This window comes from Pseudoduganella sp. GW821-FHT05F09, assembly GCF_059419605.1.
In genome coordinates this window covers 216282-232505 of sequence record NZ_JBWKSD010000010.1, presented here as the reverse complement: position 1 = coordinate 232505, position 16224 = coordinate 216282, and the positions used below count along the sequence as shown (strand labels likewise).

The 16224-nt window shown below is 69.1% G+C and carries 16 protein-coding genes; 4 read left to right on the top strand and 12 right to left on the bottom strand.

All coding sequences use genetic code 11. From position 1 onward, the window contains the following. Positions 1-1459: hypothetical protein (locus AC07S4_RS27390; RefSeq protein WP_494989609.1), on the bottom strand; the 1459-nt coding region annotated here is incomplete at its 3' end. A 268-nt stretch (positions 1460-1727) separates the two neighbouring features. Then, on the bottom strand, positions 1728-3182 hold the full coding sequence (locus AC07S4_RS27385) for a sigma-54 dependent transcriptional regulator (RefSeq protein WP_494989608.1): 1455 nt from the start codon (positions 3180-3182) through the stop codon (positions 1728-1730). A 187-nt stretch (positions 3183-3369) separates the two neighbouring features. Between AC07S4_RS27385 and AC07S4_RS27380 the strand changes: the two genes are divergently transcribed. Beyond that, positions 3370-3981 (top strand): 1-acyl-sn-glycerol-3-phosphate acyltransferase, encoded by a 612-nt coding sequence (locus AC07S4_RS27380; protein WP_494989607.1) that lies wholly within the window; start codon positions 3370-3372, stop codon positions 3979-3981. 11 nt (positions 3982-3992) lie between these two features. On the opposite strand, the gene AC07S4_RS27375 is transcribed toward AC07S4_RS27380, so the two are convergent. Genes AC07S4_RS27375 through AC07S4_RS27340 form a run of 8 tightly spaced genes read right to left on the bottom strand, consistent with a single transcriptional unit; the run spans position 3993 to position 9797 of the window. After that, positions 3993-4601, bottom strand: a complete 609-nt coding sequence (locus tag AC07S4_RS27375) for a HupE/UreJ family protein (RefSeq protein ID WP_494989606.1) — start codon at positions 4599-4601, stop codon at positions 3993-3995. Further along, a complete protein-coding gene (ureG, locus tag AC07S4_RS27370) occupies positions 4598-5242 on the bottom strand; it encodes an urease accessory protein UreG (protein WP_494989605.1) in 645 nt (214 codons plus the stop codon). Before ureG ends, AC07S4_RS27375 begins: the two co-directional genes overlap by 4 nt. A 12-nt stretch (positions 5243-5254) precedes the next feature. Continuing rightward, positions 5255-5935, bottom strand: a complete 681-nt coding sequence (locus AC07S4_RS27365) for an urease accessory protein UreF (protein WP_494989613.1) — start codon at positions 5933-5935, stop codon at positions 5255-5257. Further along, positions 5935-6477, bottom strand: coding sequence for an urease accessory protein UreE (gene ureE, locus AC07S4_RS27360; RefSeq protein WP_494989604.1), 543 nt, complete (start codon positions 6475-6477; stop codon positions 5935-5937). The genes AC07S4_RS27365 and ureE overlap by 1 nt, the downstream gene beginning before the upstream one ends. 11 nt (positions 6478-6488) lie before the next feature. After that, positions 6489-8189, bottom strand: a complete 1701-nt coding sequence (gene ureC, locus AC07S4_RS27355) for an urease subunit alpha (RefSeq protein WP_494989603.1) — start codon at positions 8187-8189, stop codon at positions 6489-6491. 2 nt (positions 8190-8191) lie between these two features. Then, positions 8192-8518, bottom strand: a complete 327-nt coding sequence (locus AC07S4_RS27350) for an urease subunit beta (RefSeq protein WP_161073591.1) — start codon at positions 8516-8518, stop codon at positions 8192-8194. 18 nt (positions 8519-8536) lie between these two features. Beyond that, complete coding sequence (locus tag AC07S4_RS27345) at positions 8537-8839, bottom strand: urease subunit gamma (RefSeq protein WP_161073590.1); 303 nt, start codon at positions 8837-8839, stop codon at positions 8537-8539. A gap of 7 nt (positions 8840-8846) precedes the next feature. Further along, entirely contained in the window at positions 8847-9797 is a 951-nt protein-coding gene (locus AC07S4_RS27340; protein WP_494989602.1) for an urease accessory protein UreD, read from the bottom strand. 182 nt (positions 9798-9979) lie between these two features. Between AC07S4_RS27340 and AC07S4_RS27335 the strand changes: the two genes are divergently transcribed. The 3 genes from AC07S4_RS27335 to AC07S4_RS27325 all read left to right on the top strand — a co-directional run bounded on the left by AC07S4_RS27335 (position 9980) and on the right by AC07S4_RS27325 (position 14125). Then, the gene (locus tag AC07S4_RS27335) at positions 9980-11287 is read left to right on the top strand and encodes a cation:proton antiporter (RefSeq protein ID WP_494989601.1); all 1308 of its coding nucleotides are present in this window, start codon (positions 9980-9982) and stop codon (positions 11285-11287) included. A gap of 54 nt (positions 11288-11341) precedes the next feature. Continuing rightward, positions 11342-12958, top strand: coding sequence for a hypothetical protein (locus tag AC07S4_RS27330; protein ID WP_494989600.1), 1617 nt, complete (start codon positions 11342-11344; stop codon positions 12956-12958). Between the two features lie 90 nt (positions 12959-13048). Continuing rightward, positions 13049-14125, top strand: coding sequence for a hypothetical protein (locus tag AC07S4_RS27325; protein WP_494989599.1), 1077 nt, complete (start codon positions 13049-13051; stop codon positions 14123-14125). 21 nt (positions 14126-14146) lie between these two features. On the opposite strand, the gene AC07S4_RS27320 is transcribed toward AC07S4_RS27325, so the two are convergent. Next, positions 14147-14374: a hypothetical protein gene (locus tag AC07S4_RS27320; protein WP_161073585.1), complete on the bottom strand. Its 228-nt coding sequence runs from the start codon at positions 14372-14374 to the stop codon at positions 14147-14149. Between the two features lie 76 nt (positions 14375-14450). Beyond that, positions 14451-16223: a DUF885 domain-containing protein gene (locus tag AC07S4_RS27315; protein WP_494989598.1), complete on the bottom strand. Its 1773-nt coding sequence runs from the start codon at positions 16221-16223 to the stop codon at positions 14451-14453. Position 16224: the final 1 nt, after the last annotated feature.

The window sequence follows — 16224 nt, the reverse complement described above, 5'->3', positions numbered from 1 at the left end:
CGCCTGCCGTGGCCGCGCCGCCCGCCGCACCGGAACCGCCGGTGTTGCCGCCGCCGCCCGCACCGCCCGCGCCGCCGTCACCGGCCGTCGCGCTGCCGTTGCTGGCCGAACCGCTGGTAGCGGTGCCGCCGGTGGCGCTGCCGCCTGCCGCACCGGCGCCGCCGGTGTTCGAGGCCATGCCGCTGTTGCCGCCCGTGCCGCCCGCCGCACCCGCTGCGCCTGCACCGCCGCTGCTGGAGCCGTTGCCCGCGGCCGCACCTGCGCCGCCGCCGCCGCCGGTTGCCGCCGCCCCGGCGCCGCCGGTATTGCTGGCCATGGCGCCCGCGCCGCCCGCACCGCTGGTGTTGGTGCCGCCCGCAGCACCGGCCCCGCCCGTATTGCTGGCCGCAGCGCCCGCGCCGCCGGCGCCGGAACCGCCGCCGGCAGCGCCTGAGCCAGCGCCGCCGGAAGTCGATGCGCCCGAGGTGGCGCTATTGGTGCCGGGGCTGACCGCCCCGCCGGTGGCCGTGCCCGCCGTTGCGGTGGCGCTCTGGCCGCCGCCCACCGAGCCGCCGCTGCCGTCCGGCGTGCCGCTAGCCGTGGCGGTGCCCGTGGCGCCGCCGTTCTGCACATTGCCGCCGGTGGCGTACTGCTGGGCCGACGCGTTGCCGCCATAGACTTCACCCGAGCTGCCGCCGGCGCCGCCATGGCCGGCCGCGCCGCTGCTGGCGCCCGCACCGCCATAGGCCGCACCGGTACGGCCGCCGTCGCCGCCGGCCGCGCCGCGTGCCGCGCCCGTGTCCCCGCCCGCGCCGCCGCGCGCATTGCCGGTGGCGCCGCCGTTGCCGCCATAAGCCAGACCGCCTGCGCCGCCGCTGCCGCCTGCGCCGCCCGTGCTGGCGCCCGCCCGGCCGCCGTTGCCGCCGTTGCCACCCGCACCGCCTTCGCCGGCCCGGCCGCTGGTGGCGTTGGAAGCGCTGCCGCCGCTGCCGCCATTCGCGCCATACGCTTCGCCGCCGTAGGCCCTGCCGCTGCTGGCGCTGCCGTTGCGGGCGCGGCCGCCGGATGCGCCGTCGCCGCCGTCGCCGCCATAGGCGCTGGCGCCGCGTCCGCCGTCGCCGCCATAGGCCTCGGCGCCGTTACCGCCGCCCGCGCCCCGGTTCGAGCCGCCGATCGCCTGTCCGCCCACTCCGCCGGCCCCGGCGCCGCCATTGCTGCCGCCCCAGTTGTTGGCGGTATTGCCGATGTGATGCACCGCGTTGCCGCTGACCTCGCCGTTCAGCCGGCTGATCGCCGTGGCCGACGAGGTATTGAACGAGTTGCTCAAATTCGAGGTTGCCGTTGCGCCACGGTCCGCCGCCGCCTTGCTGTCGGACAGGGCGCGCGCCATGGCATCGGCGTTGGTTTCAGGATCGCTTTGGGCATATGCGCTTGCGCAGCACAGCAGCGCTATGGTTGTTGCCAGCATTGTTTTCTTCATTTCCATGCCTCACCAGGTTAAGTTGAAAGAGTCGCCGGGATATGCCCGGTCAGAGCATGGATTGCAAGCTTGGTGCCAGCAGCGATAACCGCCGCAAGCCATTGATATTATTGAATTTTTTATAAAGTAACAGGTTCCGAGCGGACCGGTCCGGGTGGCCGCGTCACACTTCTGTGACGAGCCCGGGCAACGCCTCCGGAGGCAAACGCTTGATTTAACTGGGCGGCGCCGGCGCCGGGGCTGTAACGCGGCTGTGGCGGGCGCGGCGCTACTTGCCGCGCACGCGGGCCGGGTTGGAAATGCCGTGCTTGGCCATCAGACGGTACAAGGTCATGCGCGACACGCCCAGCTCCTCGGCCACCTGGGTCATGCTCTTGCCCTGCACCAGCCCGCCCTCTATCGCCTGCCGCTCGGCGCGCACGCGGGCGCCGCCCAGCGGCTCGCAGCCGTCCGGCGCCGCCGCCCCGGCCAGGCCCAGGTCCTCCGGCTGGATCAGCCTGCCCTCGGCCATGATCAGCGCGCGCCGGATGCGGTTGATCAGCTCGCGCACATTGCCGGGCCAGTCGTGCCGCCGCAGCGCAGCCAGCGCGGCGCCGCTATAGCCCCGTATGCGCGGCGCGCGCTCCGCCGCGTAGCGTTCGAAGAAATGGTCCGCCAGCAGCGGCAGGTCGTCCTTGCGTTCGCGCAGCGCGGGCACCGCCAGCGACAGCACGTTGAGGCGGTAATACAAATCCTGGCGGAACGCGCCGCGCGCCACCGCCGCCTCCAGATCCACATGGGAAGCGGCGATCACGCGCGCGTTCACCGGCACGCTGCGGTTGGCGCCCACCCGCAGCACGGACTTCTCCTGCAGGAAGCGCAGCAGATTGGCTTGCAGCTCCAGCGGCAAATCGCCGATCTCGTCGAGGAAGATGGTGCCGCCGTCGGCCGACTCGAGCAGGCCGCGCCTGTCCTGCGCGGCGCCGGTGAAGGCGCCGCGCATATGGCCGAACAGCTCGGACTGCGCCAGGCTGGGCGCGATGGCGGCGCAGTTGACGGCCACGAACGGTCCGGCGGCGGCGGCCGAGCGCGCGTGGATGGCGTGCGCCACCAGCTCCTTGCCGGTGCCGCTCTCGCCCCAGATCAGCACCGCCGCGTCGGCCGGGGCCACGCGCGCAATCTGGCCGTGCAAGCGCCGCATGGCGGGCGTATGGCCCACCAGTTGTCCCGTTGTCTGCCCGGCGGCGGCCTCCCTGCCCACCGCTGCGCCGTTGATTCCAGCGGCGCCGCGCTGCGGCAAGGGCGGAAACGGCACGGCGCGCAAGGCCGCCAGGCCGAGCGCGTGGCCCAGCGTATGGCGCAAGCGCGCGCTGTCCAGCGGCCAGGTGTGGAAATCGCAGCAATGCTCGCCCACCAGTTGGCGGCCCGCCTCGTGCTGGAGCAGCGGCCGGTGGCACACGGCGATCCAGTGCAGCCAGTGATGCTGGCGCAGAAAAGCGTCCAGCTCGGCCAGCGCGGCGGCGGTCGCTGCGGCAAGCGCGGCCACCGCCGCGCCCGGCCCGGCCGGCTCGTATTCCAGCAGCAACAGTCCTACACTGAGAGGACGCAGGCGCAGCTGCCGGGCGGCATCGCGCAGGCTGGCGGCGAGACACAATTCCCAGCCGGGCAGCAAGCCGTCCAGCTGGCGTGGCATGGCGGACGCGGGCGCGCCCAAGCTCAGGCAAAGCAAGGTTTTTGTTGTCATTTATTGTCTCCGGTGCCGGTCTGAGCTGCAATAGTGACAAAACGGCAATGAAGACTGTACCAGAGGCGATATTGCTGAGCGTTGTTTTCAGCGCGTCTGGCGTGCAGCGGCGCGGCCGTGCTTGCCGCAGGCGGGCCACCCGGATAGAATACCGGCGCACTTTTTCCGACAGGCAAGCAGACCAACCATGAACAAAGATCAACTAAATCCGGCAGACCTGCCCAAGCTGGGCCAGCGTATTGCGCTGCGCATGTTGATGGCGTTCGGCTGGCGCATCCTGTACCGGCCGCTGCCCGGCCCGCGCGGCATTGCGGTGGTCTACCCGCACACCTCGAACTGGGATTTCATGGTCGGCATCTTCGGCAAGTGGACGCTGGACCTGCCGTTCCGCTGGCTGGCCAAGGACTCGCTGTTCAAGATTCCGCTGCTCGGCAAGTGGTTCCGCGCCATGGGCGGCGAGCCGGTGGACCGCAGCGCCAAGACCGGCATGATACAGCGCCAGGCCGAGCGCATGAACGCGGCCGACTGGTACTGGGTGGGCATTACCCCGGAAGCCACGCGCGGCTACCGCGACAGCTGGAAAAGCGGTTTCTACCACCTGGCGCTGGCGGCCAATGTGCCGCTGTGCCTGGTGTATATCGACTACCCGAACAAGACGCTGGGCCTGGTCAACCATCTGGTGCTGACCGGCGACCAGGAGGCCGACATGGCCGCCATCCGCGCCGCCTACGCAGGCCACCAGGGCCTGCATCCGGAAAACGCGGCGCCCATCGTGTTGTCCGAGCGCAAGCCGAACTAGGCCGCCCGGACTTAAGCCGCCATCAAGAGCACACCGGTCGCGGCGATGCCCGCGCCGGTGATGCGCACCATGCCCAGCTCGGCCGCCCGGCCGAACCAGCGTCCCACCAGCATCAGCACGCCGCTCGCGGCCAGGAAACCGAAGGCGCTGCCCGCCAGCGGCAGTTCGTGGCCGTGCGCATTGCCGTGCAGGACGGCGAAGGCCGCGATCAGCGCCGCGCCGGCCGCCAGCGGCAAACGCGTGGCCATGGCGATCAGCACGCCCGCCAGCACCACGGTGGCGGCGATGCCGGTTTCCAGCCCGGGGATGGTGGCGCCCGCAACACCGCTCAGCGCGCCCAGCAGCATGGCCGCCAGGAAGACCAGCGGCAACGCCTTGCCCTGCGCCTGGTGCGCGCTCCAGATGCCCACCGACAGCATGGCCAGCAAATGGTCGAAGCCGGTGAAGGGGTGCAGGAAACCGTCCTGGAAGGCCTGCGCCCAACCCTCCCAGCCAGCCTGGGCTGCGGCGTGCACATGCGCGGCGCCGTGCGACGCCTCCGGATGGGCCAGCGCCGGCAGGCACAGGCCGGCGGCCAGCAGCGCCAGCAGCGCTTTGCGGGAATTCAGTCGTAATGTCATGCTTGCTCCTTGTATGCCTGCTCCAGCAGGCCTTGCTCTCGAATAAAGTCAATCACGGACTCCACGCCCTCGCCGCTGCGCAGATTGGTGAACAGGAAAGGCCGGGTGCCGCGCTGCTGGCGGGCGTCGCGCGCCATCACGCCCAGGTCCGCGCCGACGTGCGGCGCGAGGTCGGTCTTGTTGATGATGAGCAGATCCGAACGCGTGATGCCCGGCCCGCCTTTGCGCGGAATCTTCTCGCCGCCGGCCACGTCGATCACGTAGATGGTGAGGTCGGACAGCTCGGGGCTGAAGGTCGCGGCCAGGTTGTCGCCGCCGGACTCCACCAGGATCAGGTCCAGGTCCGGAAAGTCCGCCTGCATGCGGGCGATGGCTTCCAGGTTGATCGAGGCGTCCTCGCGGATGGCGGTGTGCGGGCAGCCGCCGGTCTCCACGCCCATCAGCCGTTCGGCGGGCAAGGCGTCCGCGCGCAGCAGGATCTCCATGTCCTCCTTGGTGTAGATGTCGTTGGTGATGACGGCCATGTCATAGTGGTCGCGCATGCCTTTGCACAGCATTTCGCACAGCGCGGTCTTGCCGGAGCCGACCGGGCCGCCGATGCCGACGCGCAGCGGATTGGATGGCGGTTTCGATTGGGTCATGATGATTCCTTTTTAAGATCGGTATAAGCGGCTGTACTGGACCTCGTGCCGCATCGACAACAGCGACAAGCCCGGCGCCCAGTTGCTCAAATCGTCGTCTGCCAGCTGCTGCGCGCGCTGCGCGGCCGCTTCCAGGTCGGGCCGCAGCGACAGCAGCATGCGCTGCCCCGCCACCTGCCCCAGCGGCACGGACTTGACGCACACCAGCACCTGGTTTTCGGCCCAGGCGAACAGCATGGCCAGCAGCGCCTCCTGGTGCGGGATATCGAGCGCGGCGACGGCGCAGGCGTAGGCGACCGGCAGCGCCAGCTCGCTTTCCGGCGGCAGCATGGCGATGACGGCCGCGTCGGCGATGCCCAGTTCTGCCGTCAGGCGTGAAAGCGAGAAGCCCATTTGCAGCGTCTCGGCGCGGAATTCGGCGGTGTCGCGCGAGGCCAGGAAACGCTCGCTCCACAACGCCACGGCCTGCGCGTCGCGCTGCTGGAAGGCCTGCATCAAGCGCCAGCACACCGGCGCCTCCCACTGCGCCATCACCTCGCGCAACTGGCGCGCGATCCAGGCGCGCGCAGTGTCGGCGTTGTGCACCGTGCCCGCCTCCAGCGCGGCCTCAAGTCCCTGCGAATAGCTGTATGCACCTATCGGCAGCGCGGGGCTGGCGAATTGCAGCAGATGCAGCAGGGCCGTGGCGTGCATCATCGCGCGCTGTCTCCGGGGCGGTGGATTTTCTGGCGCAGCGGGATGGGCGCCAGCGGATGCGCGCCGTGGCCGTCGTGGCTGTGGCCATGGCCGCCGCCGTAAGCGCCCGACTCCGGCTCGAAGGGCGCGTCTTCCGCCACCACGTTCGCGCCCAGCCCGGCCAGCATGTCCTTCAGCACGGCGTCCGCGCGGATGCGCAGGAAGCCGTCGCCCACTTGCGCCTGCGTGTGGCGGTTCCCCAGGTGGAAGGCGCAGCGCAGCAGCGTGTGGGCGTCCGCGCAGGTCACCTTGTAGGTCGGCTCGCGCGCGGCCACCACCTTCACCACGCGGCTGCGGTCCTCGCCGGTCAGCAGGTCGCCGTCGCGCAGCACGGTGCCGCGCACGGTGAACACGGCCGCTTCCTCGCCGGTGCTGAGCACCGCGCGCAGACGGCATTTTTCGCGCAGCTCGTAAGGCAGCACAAGCAGCGCCGCCGCGCCGGCGGCATCGGCAATATCGGCAATGTCGGCCGGGGCAATCTTGGTGTGCAGGGTAAGCATGGTGAACCTCGTCAGAACAGGAAATAGCGCTGCGCCATCGGCAGCACGGCGGCCGCCTCGCAGACCAGCAGCTGGCCGTCGGCGCGCACTTCATAGGTTTCGGGATCGACCTCCATATGCGGCGTGGCGCCGTTGTGGATCATGTCGCTCTTGCGCAGCGTGCGCATATTCTTCACCGCGATGGTCTGCTTCTGCAGCCGCAGCTGCTCGCCTATGCCGGCGTCGAACGCGGCCTGCGATACAAAGGTGAAGGACTTGCGCAGGCCGCCGCCGAAGGCGCCGAACATCATGCGGTAATGCACCGGCTGCGGCGTGGGGATGGAGGCGTTCGGGTCGCCCATCTGCGCGGCGGCGATCATGCCGCCCTTTAAGATCATGGACGGCTTGACGCCGAAGAAGGCCGGCTTCCACAGTACGATGTCGGCGATCTTGCCCACTTCCAGCGAGCCCACCACGTGCGAAATGCCGTGCGTGATGGCCGGGTTGATGGTGTACTTGGCGATGTAGCGCTTGGCGCGGAAGTTGTCGTGCCGCGCGCCGTCTTCGGCCAGCGAGCCGCGCTGCACCTTCATCTTGTGCGCGGTCTGCCAGGTGCGCATGATCACTTCGCCCACCCGTCCCATGGCCTGCGAATCGGACGACATCATGGAGATGGCGCCGATGTCGTGCAGGATGTCCTCGGCGGCGATGGTCTCGCGCCGGATGCGCGACTCGGCGAAGGCCACGTCCTCGGCGATGGCCGGGTCCAGGTGGTGGCACACCATCAGCATGTCCAGGTGCTCGTCCAGCGTGTTGACGGTGTAGGGCCGCGTGGGATTGGTGGACGAAGGCAGCACATTGCCCTGCCCCACCGCCGCGATAATGTCGGGCGCATGCCCGCCGCCCGCGCCTTCGGTGTGGAAGGTGTGGATGGTGCGGTCCTTGAACGCGGCCAGCGTGTGCTCCAGGAAGCCGCCCTCGTTCAGCGTGTCGCTGTGGATGGCCACCTGCACGTCCATGCGGTCGGCCACGGTCAGGCAGTTGTCGATGGCGGCCGGGGTGGAGCCCCAGTCCTCGTGCAGCTTCAGGCCGATGGCGCCGGCGCGCACCTGTTCCTCCAGCGGCAAGGGCTGGCTCACGTTGCCCTTGCCGAGGAAACCCAGGTTCATGGGGAAAGCGTCCGCCGCGCTCAGCATGGCGTGCAGATGCCACGGCCCCGGCGTGCAGGTGGTGGCGGCCGTGCCCACGGCCGGGCCGGTGCCGCCGCCCAGCATGGTGGTCACGCCGCTCATCAGCGCTTCCTCGATCTGCTGCGGGCAGATGAAGTGGATGTGGGAGTCGATGCCGCCGGCGGTGACGATCAGGCCCTCGCCGGCGATGATCTCGGTGGCCGCGCCTATGGCCATCGTCACGCCCGGCTGGATGTCCGGGTTGCCGGCCTTGCCGATGGCGGCGATCAAGCCGTTCTTCAGGCCGATGTCGGCCTTGACGATGCCCCAGTGGTCCAGGATGACGGCGTTGGTGATGACGGTGTCCATCACGTCCGCATGCGGACGCTGCGACTGGCCCATGCCGTCGCGTATCACCTTGCCGCCGCCGAACTTCACTTCCTCGCCGTGGATGGCGTAGTCATGCTCGATCTGGATGAACAGTTCCGTGTCGGCCAGGCGGATGCGGTCTCCGGTCGTGGGGCCGTACATTTCAGCATAGGCTGCGCGCGGGATAGTCGCCATCGTCAGGCCTTGGGCGGAGTGTCGGACAGCTTGCCGTTGACGGCGCCGTTAAAGCCGTGCACCACGCGGTCGCCGGCCAGCTTCACCAGTTCTATGGTGCGGGTCTGGCCCGGTTCAAAACGCACGGCGGTGCCGGCGGCGATGTTCAGCCGCATGCCGTAGGCTTTCCAGCGCTCGAACGCCAGCGCGGGATTGACCTCGAAAAAGTGGAAATGCGAGCCGACCTGGATGGGGCGGTCGCCCCGGTTGGCGACAACGACGGTGACGGTTTCGCGGCCTTGGTTAAGGCCGATCTCGCCTTCTTCGAGCATGAATTCACCAGGGATCATGATGTGCTCCTTCAGGGATCAGGGGATGGGGTGGTGGACGGTGACCAGCTTGGAACCGTCCGGAAAGGTGGCTTCAACCTGGATGTCGGGGATCATTTCGGGCACGCCCTCCATGACGTCGGCGCGCGTCAGGATGGTGGCGCCTTCGGACATGAGTTCGGCCACGGTGCGGCCGTCGCGCGCGCCTTCCATGATGGCGGCGGAGATCAGCGCCACCGCCTCCGGATAGTTCAGCTTCAGGCCGCGTGCGCGACGGCGCTCGGCCAGCAGGGCGGCGGTGAAGATCAGCAGCTTGTCTTTTTCGCGTGGGGTCAGGTCCATGATTTTCCTAAGTGCGCCAGCTGCGCGGATCGAAGGCCGCGCGGCCCAGCAGGTGCGGCCGCAGCGTGCGCCACGCGGCCAGCATGATTTCGCGTGCAGCCTCGCTGTCGTGGCCGAGATGGCGCACGCACAGCAGGCCTTTCATCTGGGTTGCGCCAAAACTGGCGCCGCCGGCGCCGGAGGCAGCCACCGCTTCGGCGCCGTCGCTGCGCAGTTGCGCCAGCACGCCGGCCGGCAGCGGCGCGCCCACGGCCAGCATGGTGGCGCAGACGCTGTAGCCGTCCATGCCCAGCGGGCTGGCCACGCCGTCCGGCGTCAGCGCGCCCTGCTCCCACCACAGCAGCCTGGCGCCATGGCGGATGCGGGTGCGCTGCACCACGCGGCCGCTGCGGAACGATTCGCCGGAAGCGCGCCGGCCCATGCAGAGGATTTCGCAGCCGATGAAGCTGGCGTCCGCCGCCAGCGTGATGTCCTGCTCCAGCTCCACGTGGGCGTCGTCGAAGAAGATGGTCTCCTGCGGCATCCACTCGATGCTGGCGCCGGCGCCGGCCTGCAGGCGCACGCTCTGGCGCGACACCTTGCCGTTGGCCTTGTACCACTTGGCCGCGCCCGGCGTGGTGAGGAAAGCGCGCGCGCCCTCGCCTACCGCCGCGTTGAGCGCCAGCTGGTCGCCGCCCACCACGCCGCCCGGCGGATGCACGACGATGGCGTGGCACACCGCGCCGCCCTCCGGATACAGCGCCTTCTGCACGCGCAGCGGACCGCTGTGGCGCCGCTCGACCAGGCGCGTGGTGCCGTGGTCGTCCGCGAAGCGCAGCGACAGGCTGGCCTGCCAGGGCGCGTGCCCTTGCTCCGGCGCAGCGCCGCCCGTCCCCGGCAGGCAGGAGCCTGGGGGCTGGCTGGTAGCGCTGCTGTTAGCGCTATAAAGCGCGTTTGCGCGGTCGGCGGTGTCTGGCATGTAGCGGTTGTCGTGTCTCGTGTTGTACTGGACATTCATTACGCAAGTAGCGTGCCAGCACTGGCGTGCTATTCCCCCGCAAGACGCCGCGCCAGCCGCACCAATACGGCCCAAACGCACCAAAATGGCGCACGAAGCAATGCCGCGCCATTGCAAGCAGGCATCGCGTATATTGCTCAAGCATGAGTACCACTCTCTGGTTTATCCTGATCGGCTGCCTGATGCTGGCGCGCGGCCTGGCGGCCACCACGCTGTCGCGCCTGCCGGTCACGTCGGCCATCGTCTATCTCGGCGTCGGGCTGGCGCTGGGGCCGGCGTTTTTGGGCGTGTTCGCGGTCGATCCCTACGCCCAGGCCGGCATGCTGGATGTGCTGACCGAGTTGGCCGTGCTGGTTTCGCTGTTCTCGGCCGGCGTGAAAATGCCGGTGCCGTTTTCGCTGGCCCGCTGGGCCCCGTCGCTGCGGCTGGCGTGGCTGTCCATGAGCATCTCCGTGGGCCTGATGGCCGCCTTCGGCACCCTGGTGCTGGGCCTGCCGCTCGGCGCGGCGGTGCTGCTGGGCGCCATCCTTGCGCCCACCGACCCGGTGCTGGCCACCGACGTGCAGGTGCGCCACGCGGGCGACAAGGACCAGCTGCGTTTCGCCCTCACCTGCGAGGCCGGCATGAACGACGGCAGCGCCTTCCCTTTTGTGATGCTGGGCCTGGGCCTGCTGGGCCTGCACGACCTGGGCGAGTCCGGCTGGCGCTGGGCGCTGCTGGACGTGCTGTGGGGCACGGCGGGCGCGGTGCTGATCGGCATTGCGGGCGGCGCGGCGCTGGCGCGCCTGGGCTGGGAGCTGCGCGGCAAGGATCCCCGGCACGAGGTGCTGGACGACCTGGTGGGCCTGGGGCTGATCGCGGTGGTGTACGGCGCCAGCCTGTGGCTGCACGCCTGGGGTTTCCTGGCCGTGTTCTTCGCCGGCGTGGCGCTGCGGCAGACCGAGCTAGTTCTGGCCGGGGCGCCCAAGGACAGGCACGGCCTGCTCAAGGCGCCGCCGGCCAGCACCGCGCATGCGGGCCCGCCGTCCGCCGCCGAAGGGGCGGCCGAGACCACACTCACCGTCAGCGGCGAGTCGCTGATCTTCAAGGAACACCTGGAGCGCCTGTCCGAGCTCACGCTGGTGCTGCTGCTGGGCGGCGCCGTCACGGCCCAGGCCTGGGACTGGCGCGCGTGGAGCACGGCGCTGTTCTTGTTTGCGGTGGCGCGGCCGCTGAGCGTCTATATCGGCCTGTGGCGCTCCAGCGCGCGCGGCCGGGTGCGCGGCATCAGCGCCTGGTTCGGGGTGCGCGGCATCGGCTCGGTGTACTACCTCATGTACGCCATCAACCACGGGCTGCCGCAGGGGCTGGCCAGGGATCTGATCGACATTACGCTGGTGGTCATCATGCTTTCCATCGCGGTGCACGGCATCAGCGTCAAGCCGCTGTTCGACCGTTTTTGGCGTGATTGATGCTTGCTTATATGATATCGTTCGCGCCTGCGATTATTTCATTCGGGACCATACATGCGGTTTTTGCGTATTGCGCTGTTCCTGCTGGCGCCAGCGGCGCAAGCAGAGGTTGATGTACAAGTAAAACTGCTGTCCAACGACGCGCTCGAGGTCAGCTACACGCTGCCCGCCGCCTGCCGCGCGCTGCCCTTCGACAAAAACGGCGAGGCCGGCCGCGTAACGCGGGCCGGCTGGCAGGCGCTGGACCAGTGCGGCACGGCGGACGCCAGCCAGCTCGCCCGCAGCGGCGAGTCCTGCCCGGTGCTGCGCTTCCGCGTCCCCGCCGCCATCCGCCAGGCGGGCTATTCCGCCGCCTTCCCCATGGGCCAGGGCGTGTACACCCACCTGTCCAACTACGCGGTGGGCGACGGCTGCGGCAAGGTGAGCTACCGCTTCGCCGCGCCCGGCATCGCCGCCAACGGCCGCGCCTACCGCGACACAGCTCCGGCGGAATCCGGCGCGGACACGCCCGCCCTGCTGCTGGCCGCCCCGCTGCCGCAGCAGGACCGCGAAACGCCCAGCTACTTCGACCCGCGCCTGTCCCCGGCCACCGTGGCCAATATCAAGACCGTCGCCGACGGCACCGTGGCCTACCTGCGCCGCGCCATGCCGGACGCCGTCTTCCGGCGCCCCGTCGTGGCGGCAGCCTTCGTCGCCGCGCCCGGCACGCCCTACGTCGGCGGCGACGCCAGCGACGTGCTGCGCCTGGCCCTGTACAACTGGCCCCGCGATCCCTCCCCCAGCGTGCAGGCCAAGGCCACGCTGCTGGTGGCCCACGAATTCAGCCACCGCTTCCAGCTGCGCGACGCGGTCGACAACTACCCTGACGCGCGCCTGATCCACGAGGGCGGCGGCGAGTTCCTGCGCTGGATGGCGTCGCTGCACAACGGCTGGCTCACGCCCGCGCAGGCTGCGGAAGAACTGGACGAAGCCCTGGCCGCCTGCATCCTGTACAGCGACACGAAAAGCTGGCGCCAGCTCACGCCGCGCCAGATTGGCGTGAACCGGCTGGAATACAAATGCGGCCTGCCCGCCTACGTGTACGCGCTGGCGGCGCGCCAGGGCGGCGAAGCGCCGGTGGCGCGCATCAACGCCTTCTACCGCAGCCTGCGGCAAGGCGGACAGCCGGACTTTGCGCAAGCGATGGAATGCGGCGCGGGCAGCCCGTCCTGCCAGCCGCGCTGGCTGCCGCTGCTCCTGGGCGCGGGCGGCCCCATGGAGCAGCAATGGCAAGCCATGTTCGCCGGCACCGGCCTGGCCGCGCCGCAGCCCCCGTCGCAAGCCGTGCGCGACGCCATGGTGCTGCGCGCCGTCGTCAAGCTGATGAACGACGATTGCGGCGGCCGCAGCGGCACGACCGAAACCTCGGACGGCGTGATACTGGACGGCATGGCTGCCTGCAAGACCTTCCGCCAGGATATCTACGTCACGTCGATAGAAAGCCTGCCCGTATTCGGCCACCCGGCCACCGGCGACACCATGGCGGCCGCCTGCACCGCGCGCCATCAGCTGGTGCTGGGCCTGAAGGACGGCGGCACGCTGGCCGTGCCGTGCGCAGAGCCCTACCGCATGCGGCAGCAGTTCTACCGCGCCGACATCGGCAAGCTGCTGTCCGCGCTCGGTGTGCAATAAAGCGCAATCTGCAGCACTGTTGACGCATTCGTAGTCCGCCTGCCGGGCGGCGTGGAATATTGGCCGGACCGTCCCCGCCGGGAGTCCGCCATGCTATCCACATTGAAACTGACCTGGCAAAAGCTGGCCTGGTCCAGCTGTTTGTCGCTGCTGCTGCACTGCACTTTTTTCTGGATGGTGGCGGCGGCCAGCTTTTCCGGCTACATCGGCAAATGGGGCATGCGCGACAACACCGCGCGCTTCTCGCTGCAAGCCATGCTGGACGCCAGCGCGGACCGCCCCTTCGTCTACCGCCAGCTGCTGCCCATGCTGGCCAACGGCGCGGCGCGCGTCGTGCCCGAAAGCATCCAGGCGCGCCTGGCGGACAAGCTCAATCCCGGCAAGGTCTACACCAAGACCAGCGGCGCCGCCAACCCCGCGTTCGGCTTCCGCTACGTGGTGGTGTACTACCTGTCCTTCCTGTCGCTGCTGGCCAGCCTGCTCCTGCTGCACTGCATCGCGCTGGACGCCGGCGTGGGCAGGCTGGCGGCCATCATCGCCCCCACGGTGCTGGCGCTGGGATTTCCCTATCTGCAAACCATAGGCGGCTATTTCTACGATACGGCCGAACTGCTGTTTTTCAGCCTGGCCTATCTGCTGGTGTCGCGCCGGCGCATGGGCTGGTTTTTCGCCATCATTGCCCCCGCAACGCTGAACAAGGAATCGTTTTTCTTCTATATCCTCACGCTGCTGCCGCTGCTGCTGGCCGCCTGCCCGCGCAGGAAGGCGCTGGCCATTGCGGCGGCGGCGCTGCTGGTGTCCGGGCTGGTGAACGCCGCCGTCAAGCTGCATTTTGCGGGCGCGGGCGGCGCCCCGGTCGAACTCCACCTGGGCGACAACCTGGCCGCCTACCTGTCCGTGCGCACCTACAGCCAGATGGAGCTGACCTACGGCATCATGGGGCCGCGCCAGGCCTTTGTGCTGACGCTGCTGCTGATTGCCACGGTGTTTGCGCGCGGCTGGCGCGCCAGCCCCCGGGAGGTGCGCCAGCACATGCTGCTGGCGGCGGCCGTCAACCTGCCGCTGTTTGTGCTGTTTGCCGCCGTGGGCGAACTGCGCAACCTGAGTTTGATGTTCGTCGGCTTCGCCATCGTGATCGGCAAGGCGCTGGAGGCGGAAGCCGCGTAGCAGCTGGGCAGTTGCAACAGGTCAGATGCCGAACTCGGCGGCGGCCTTGGCGGCCCATACCGCCTCGTCCCGGCTGGGGAATGGCTGGTCGTAATCGTCCACTTCGCCGTTCGGGCCGACAAAGCAGGTCCACCAGCCAGCATCGTCGTGCCGGATGGCAATACAATTCTGCGTGCAGTGCTGCAACACGGCTTCGCCCTCGTCCAGGGTGACGATGGCAACGCCGCGATGCGTGATTTTGCTGGCCATGGGAGCCCTCCTGTACCTAGTGTAGTACGTTGCGGGCCCGGCCGCAAAAATGCGCGTACGAAGTGAGCTTACACGCTCAGTCCTCCTTGGGATACGGGCTCTTGCCGCCTTCCGCGATGAAAGCGTCGATGCGCGCGTGCAGCACCGGCAGCGGCACTGAACCCAGGTTGAGCACCGTGTCGTGGAAGGCGCGGATGTCGAATTTGGCGCCCAGCGCCGTTTCCGCCTTCTTGCGCGCCTCCATGATGGCCATCTGCCCCAGGTAGTAGGACAGCGCCTGCCCCGGCCAAGAGATATAGCGGTCGATCTCGGTCGCCACTTCGTGCTCGGACAGCGCCGTGTTCTCGCGCAGATAGGCTTGCGCCTGCTCGCGGGTCCAGCCCTTGGCGTGCACGCCGGTGTCCACCACCAGGCGCGACGCGCGCCAGGCCTGGTAGCTCAGCATGCCGAAGATTTCATACGGCGTTTCGTAGATGCCCATCTCCACGCCCAGGCGCTCGGTGTACAGCGCCCAGCCCTCGCCGTAGGCCGAAATATAGGCGTTGCGGAAGGCCGGACGGCCCTTCTGCTCCAGCGCGATCGGCATCTGGAAAGCGTGGCCGGGAGCCGATTCGTGCAGCGTCAGCGCGGGCAGGCTATACAGCGGACGGGCCGGCAGATTATAGGTGTTCACCATGTACACGCCGGGGCCGCCACGGCCCGAGGTGTAGTACGGCGCAATTTCCGGCGCCACCGGCGTGATGGCGAAGCGGCTGCGCGGCAGGTAGCCGAAATAATTGGCCACCTTGCCGTCGAAGCGTTTGGCAATGTAGGCCGCGCGCATCAGCAGCTCTTCCGGCGTGCGCGCGTAGAAACGCGGATCGCTGCGCAGGAACTGCAGGAATTCCGGCAGGCCGCCCTGGAAGCCCACCTGCTTGATCACCTCCAGCATCTCGGCGCGGATCTTGGCCATTTCGGCCAGGCCGGTCTGGTGGATCTGCTCGGCGCTCAGCGTGGTGGTGGTGTATTCGGTGATCTTGGACTGGTAATAGGCTTTGCCGTCCGGCAGGCGCTCGGCGGCCAGCGCTTCGGCCGCATTGGGCACATACTCGGTGCGCAGGAAGGCCAGCAAGCGCTGGTGGGCCGGCACCACGGACTCGCGCAGCGCCTTCAGCGCGGCGGCGCGCAGTTCGGCCTGGCGCGCCACCGGTATGGTGGCCGGCATGTCCTTGAACGGGCGGTAGTAAGCCAGCTTCTCCAGCACGGTTTCCTCGGCCACGGCGGCCACGGATTTGTCTCGCCCCTGCAGGGTCACGCGCGGCGGCGTGAAGCCGCGCGCCAGGCCGGCGCGCATATTGGCGGTGGCCTCGGCGAAGTAGCGCGGCATGTCGTTCAGCTGGCGCACATAGGCCGCGTATTCGGCGTCGGTGCGGAAGGGTTTATCGGCTTCGCCGGCGATGTTGGACCAGAACGCCGAATCGGAATTGAGCGGCTTCTCGTATTCGCGGAAGCGCTGGTTCTCGATCAGCGCCGCGATCTGGGCGCGGTAGACGGCGTAGTCGATGCGCTGCGCGGGCGGCAGCGTGGCGGGCGACATGGCGTCCAGCCTGGCCAGCACGCGCTGCCAGTAGGCCAGGCGCGCCTGCTGGGTGGCGGCGTCGATGCGCGGCAGGTCGGGGCGGATGCCGTTGACGTCGTCCTCGTCGTCCTCCAGGCGCTGGCCCATGCGCCATTGCCATTCCTCGGTGTACAGCGCCTTGAAGGCGGCGCCGTCGTCGGCGCGGGCGGAGGCGGAGGTAAACGCGGAAGCGGCCAGCAGCATGCATGCGGCGGCCAGCGGGCCTGCCAGGGCGGCACCGGTTTTCTTCATG

What these genes read in the sequence shown, in the direction of transcription:
- AC07S4_RS27320 (WP_161073585.1), bottom strand. Translation starts at nt 14,374, where the DNA reads ATGGCCAGCAAAATCACGCATCGCGGCGTTGCCATCGTCACCCTGGAC.
- AC07S4_RS27385 (WP_494989608.1), bottom strand. Translation starts at nt 3,182, where the DNA reads ATGACAACAAAAACCTTGCTTTGCCTGAGCTTGGGCGCGCCCGCGTCC.
- ureE (WP_494989604.1), bottom strand. Translation starts at nt 6,477, where the DNA reads ATGCTTACCCTGCACACCAAGATTGCCCCGGCCGACATTGCCGATATT.
- ureG (WP_494989605.1), bottom strand. Translation starts at nt 5,242, where the DNA reads ATGACCCAATCGAAACCGCCATCCAATCCGCTGCGCGTCGGCATCGGC.
- ureC (WP_494989603.1), bottom strand. Translation starts at nt 8,189, where the DNA reads ATGGCGACTATCCCGCGCGCAGCCTATGCTGAAATGTACGGCCCCACG.
- AC07S4_RS27375 (WP_494989606.1), bottom strand. Translation starts at nt 4,601, where the DNA reads ATGACATTACGACTGAATTCCCGCAAAGCGCTGCTGGCGCTGCTGGCC.
- AC07S4_RS27350 (WP_161073591.1), bottom strand. Translation starts at nt 8,518, where the DNA reads ATGATCCCTGGTGAATTCATGCTCGAAGAAGGCGAGATCGGCCTTAAC.
- AC07S4_RS27340 (WP_494989602.1), bottom strand. Translation starts at nt 9,797, where the DNA reads ATGCCAGACACCGCCGACCGCGCAAACGCGCTTTATAGCGCTAACAGC.
- AC07S4_RS27365 (WP_494989613.1), bottom strand. Translation starts at nt 5,935, where the DNA reads ATGCACGCCACGGCCCTGCTGCATCTGCTGCAATTCGCCAGCCCCGCG.
- AC07S4_RS27325 (WP_494989599.1), top strand. Translation starts at nt 13,049, where the DNA reads ATGCTATCCACATTGAAACTGACCTGGCAAAAGCTGGCCTGGTCCAGC.
- AC07S4_RS27315 (WP_494989598.1), bottom strand. Translation starts at nt 16,223, where the DNA reads ATGAAGAAAACCGGTGCCGCCCTGGCAGGCCCGCTGGCCGCCGCATGC.
- AC07S4_RS27330 (WP_494989600.1), top strand. Translation starts at nt 11,342, where the DNA reads ATGCGGTTTTTGCGTATTGCGCTGTTCCTGCTGGCGCCAGCGGCGCAA.
- AC07S4_RS27380 (WP_494989607.1), top strand. Translation starts at nt 3,370, where the DNA reads ATGAACAAAGATCAACTAAATCCGGCAGACCTGCCCAAGCTGGGCCAG.
- AC07S4_RS27345 (WP_161073590.1), bottom strand. Translation starts at nt 8,839, where the DNA reads ATGGACCTGACCCCACGCGAAAAAGACAAGCTGCTGATCTTCACCGCC.
- AC07S4_RS27335 (WP_494989601.1), top strand. Translation starts at nt 9,980, where the DNA reads ATGAGTACCACTCTCTGGTTTATCCTGATCGGCTGCCTGATGCTGGCG.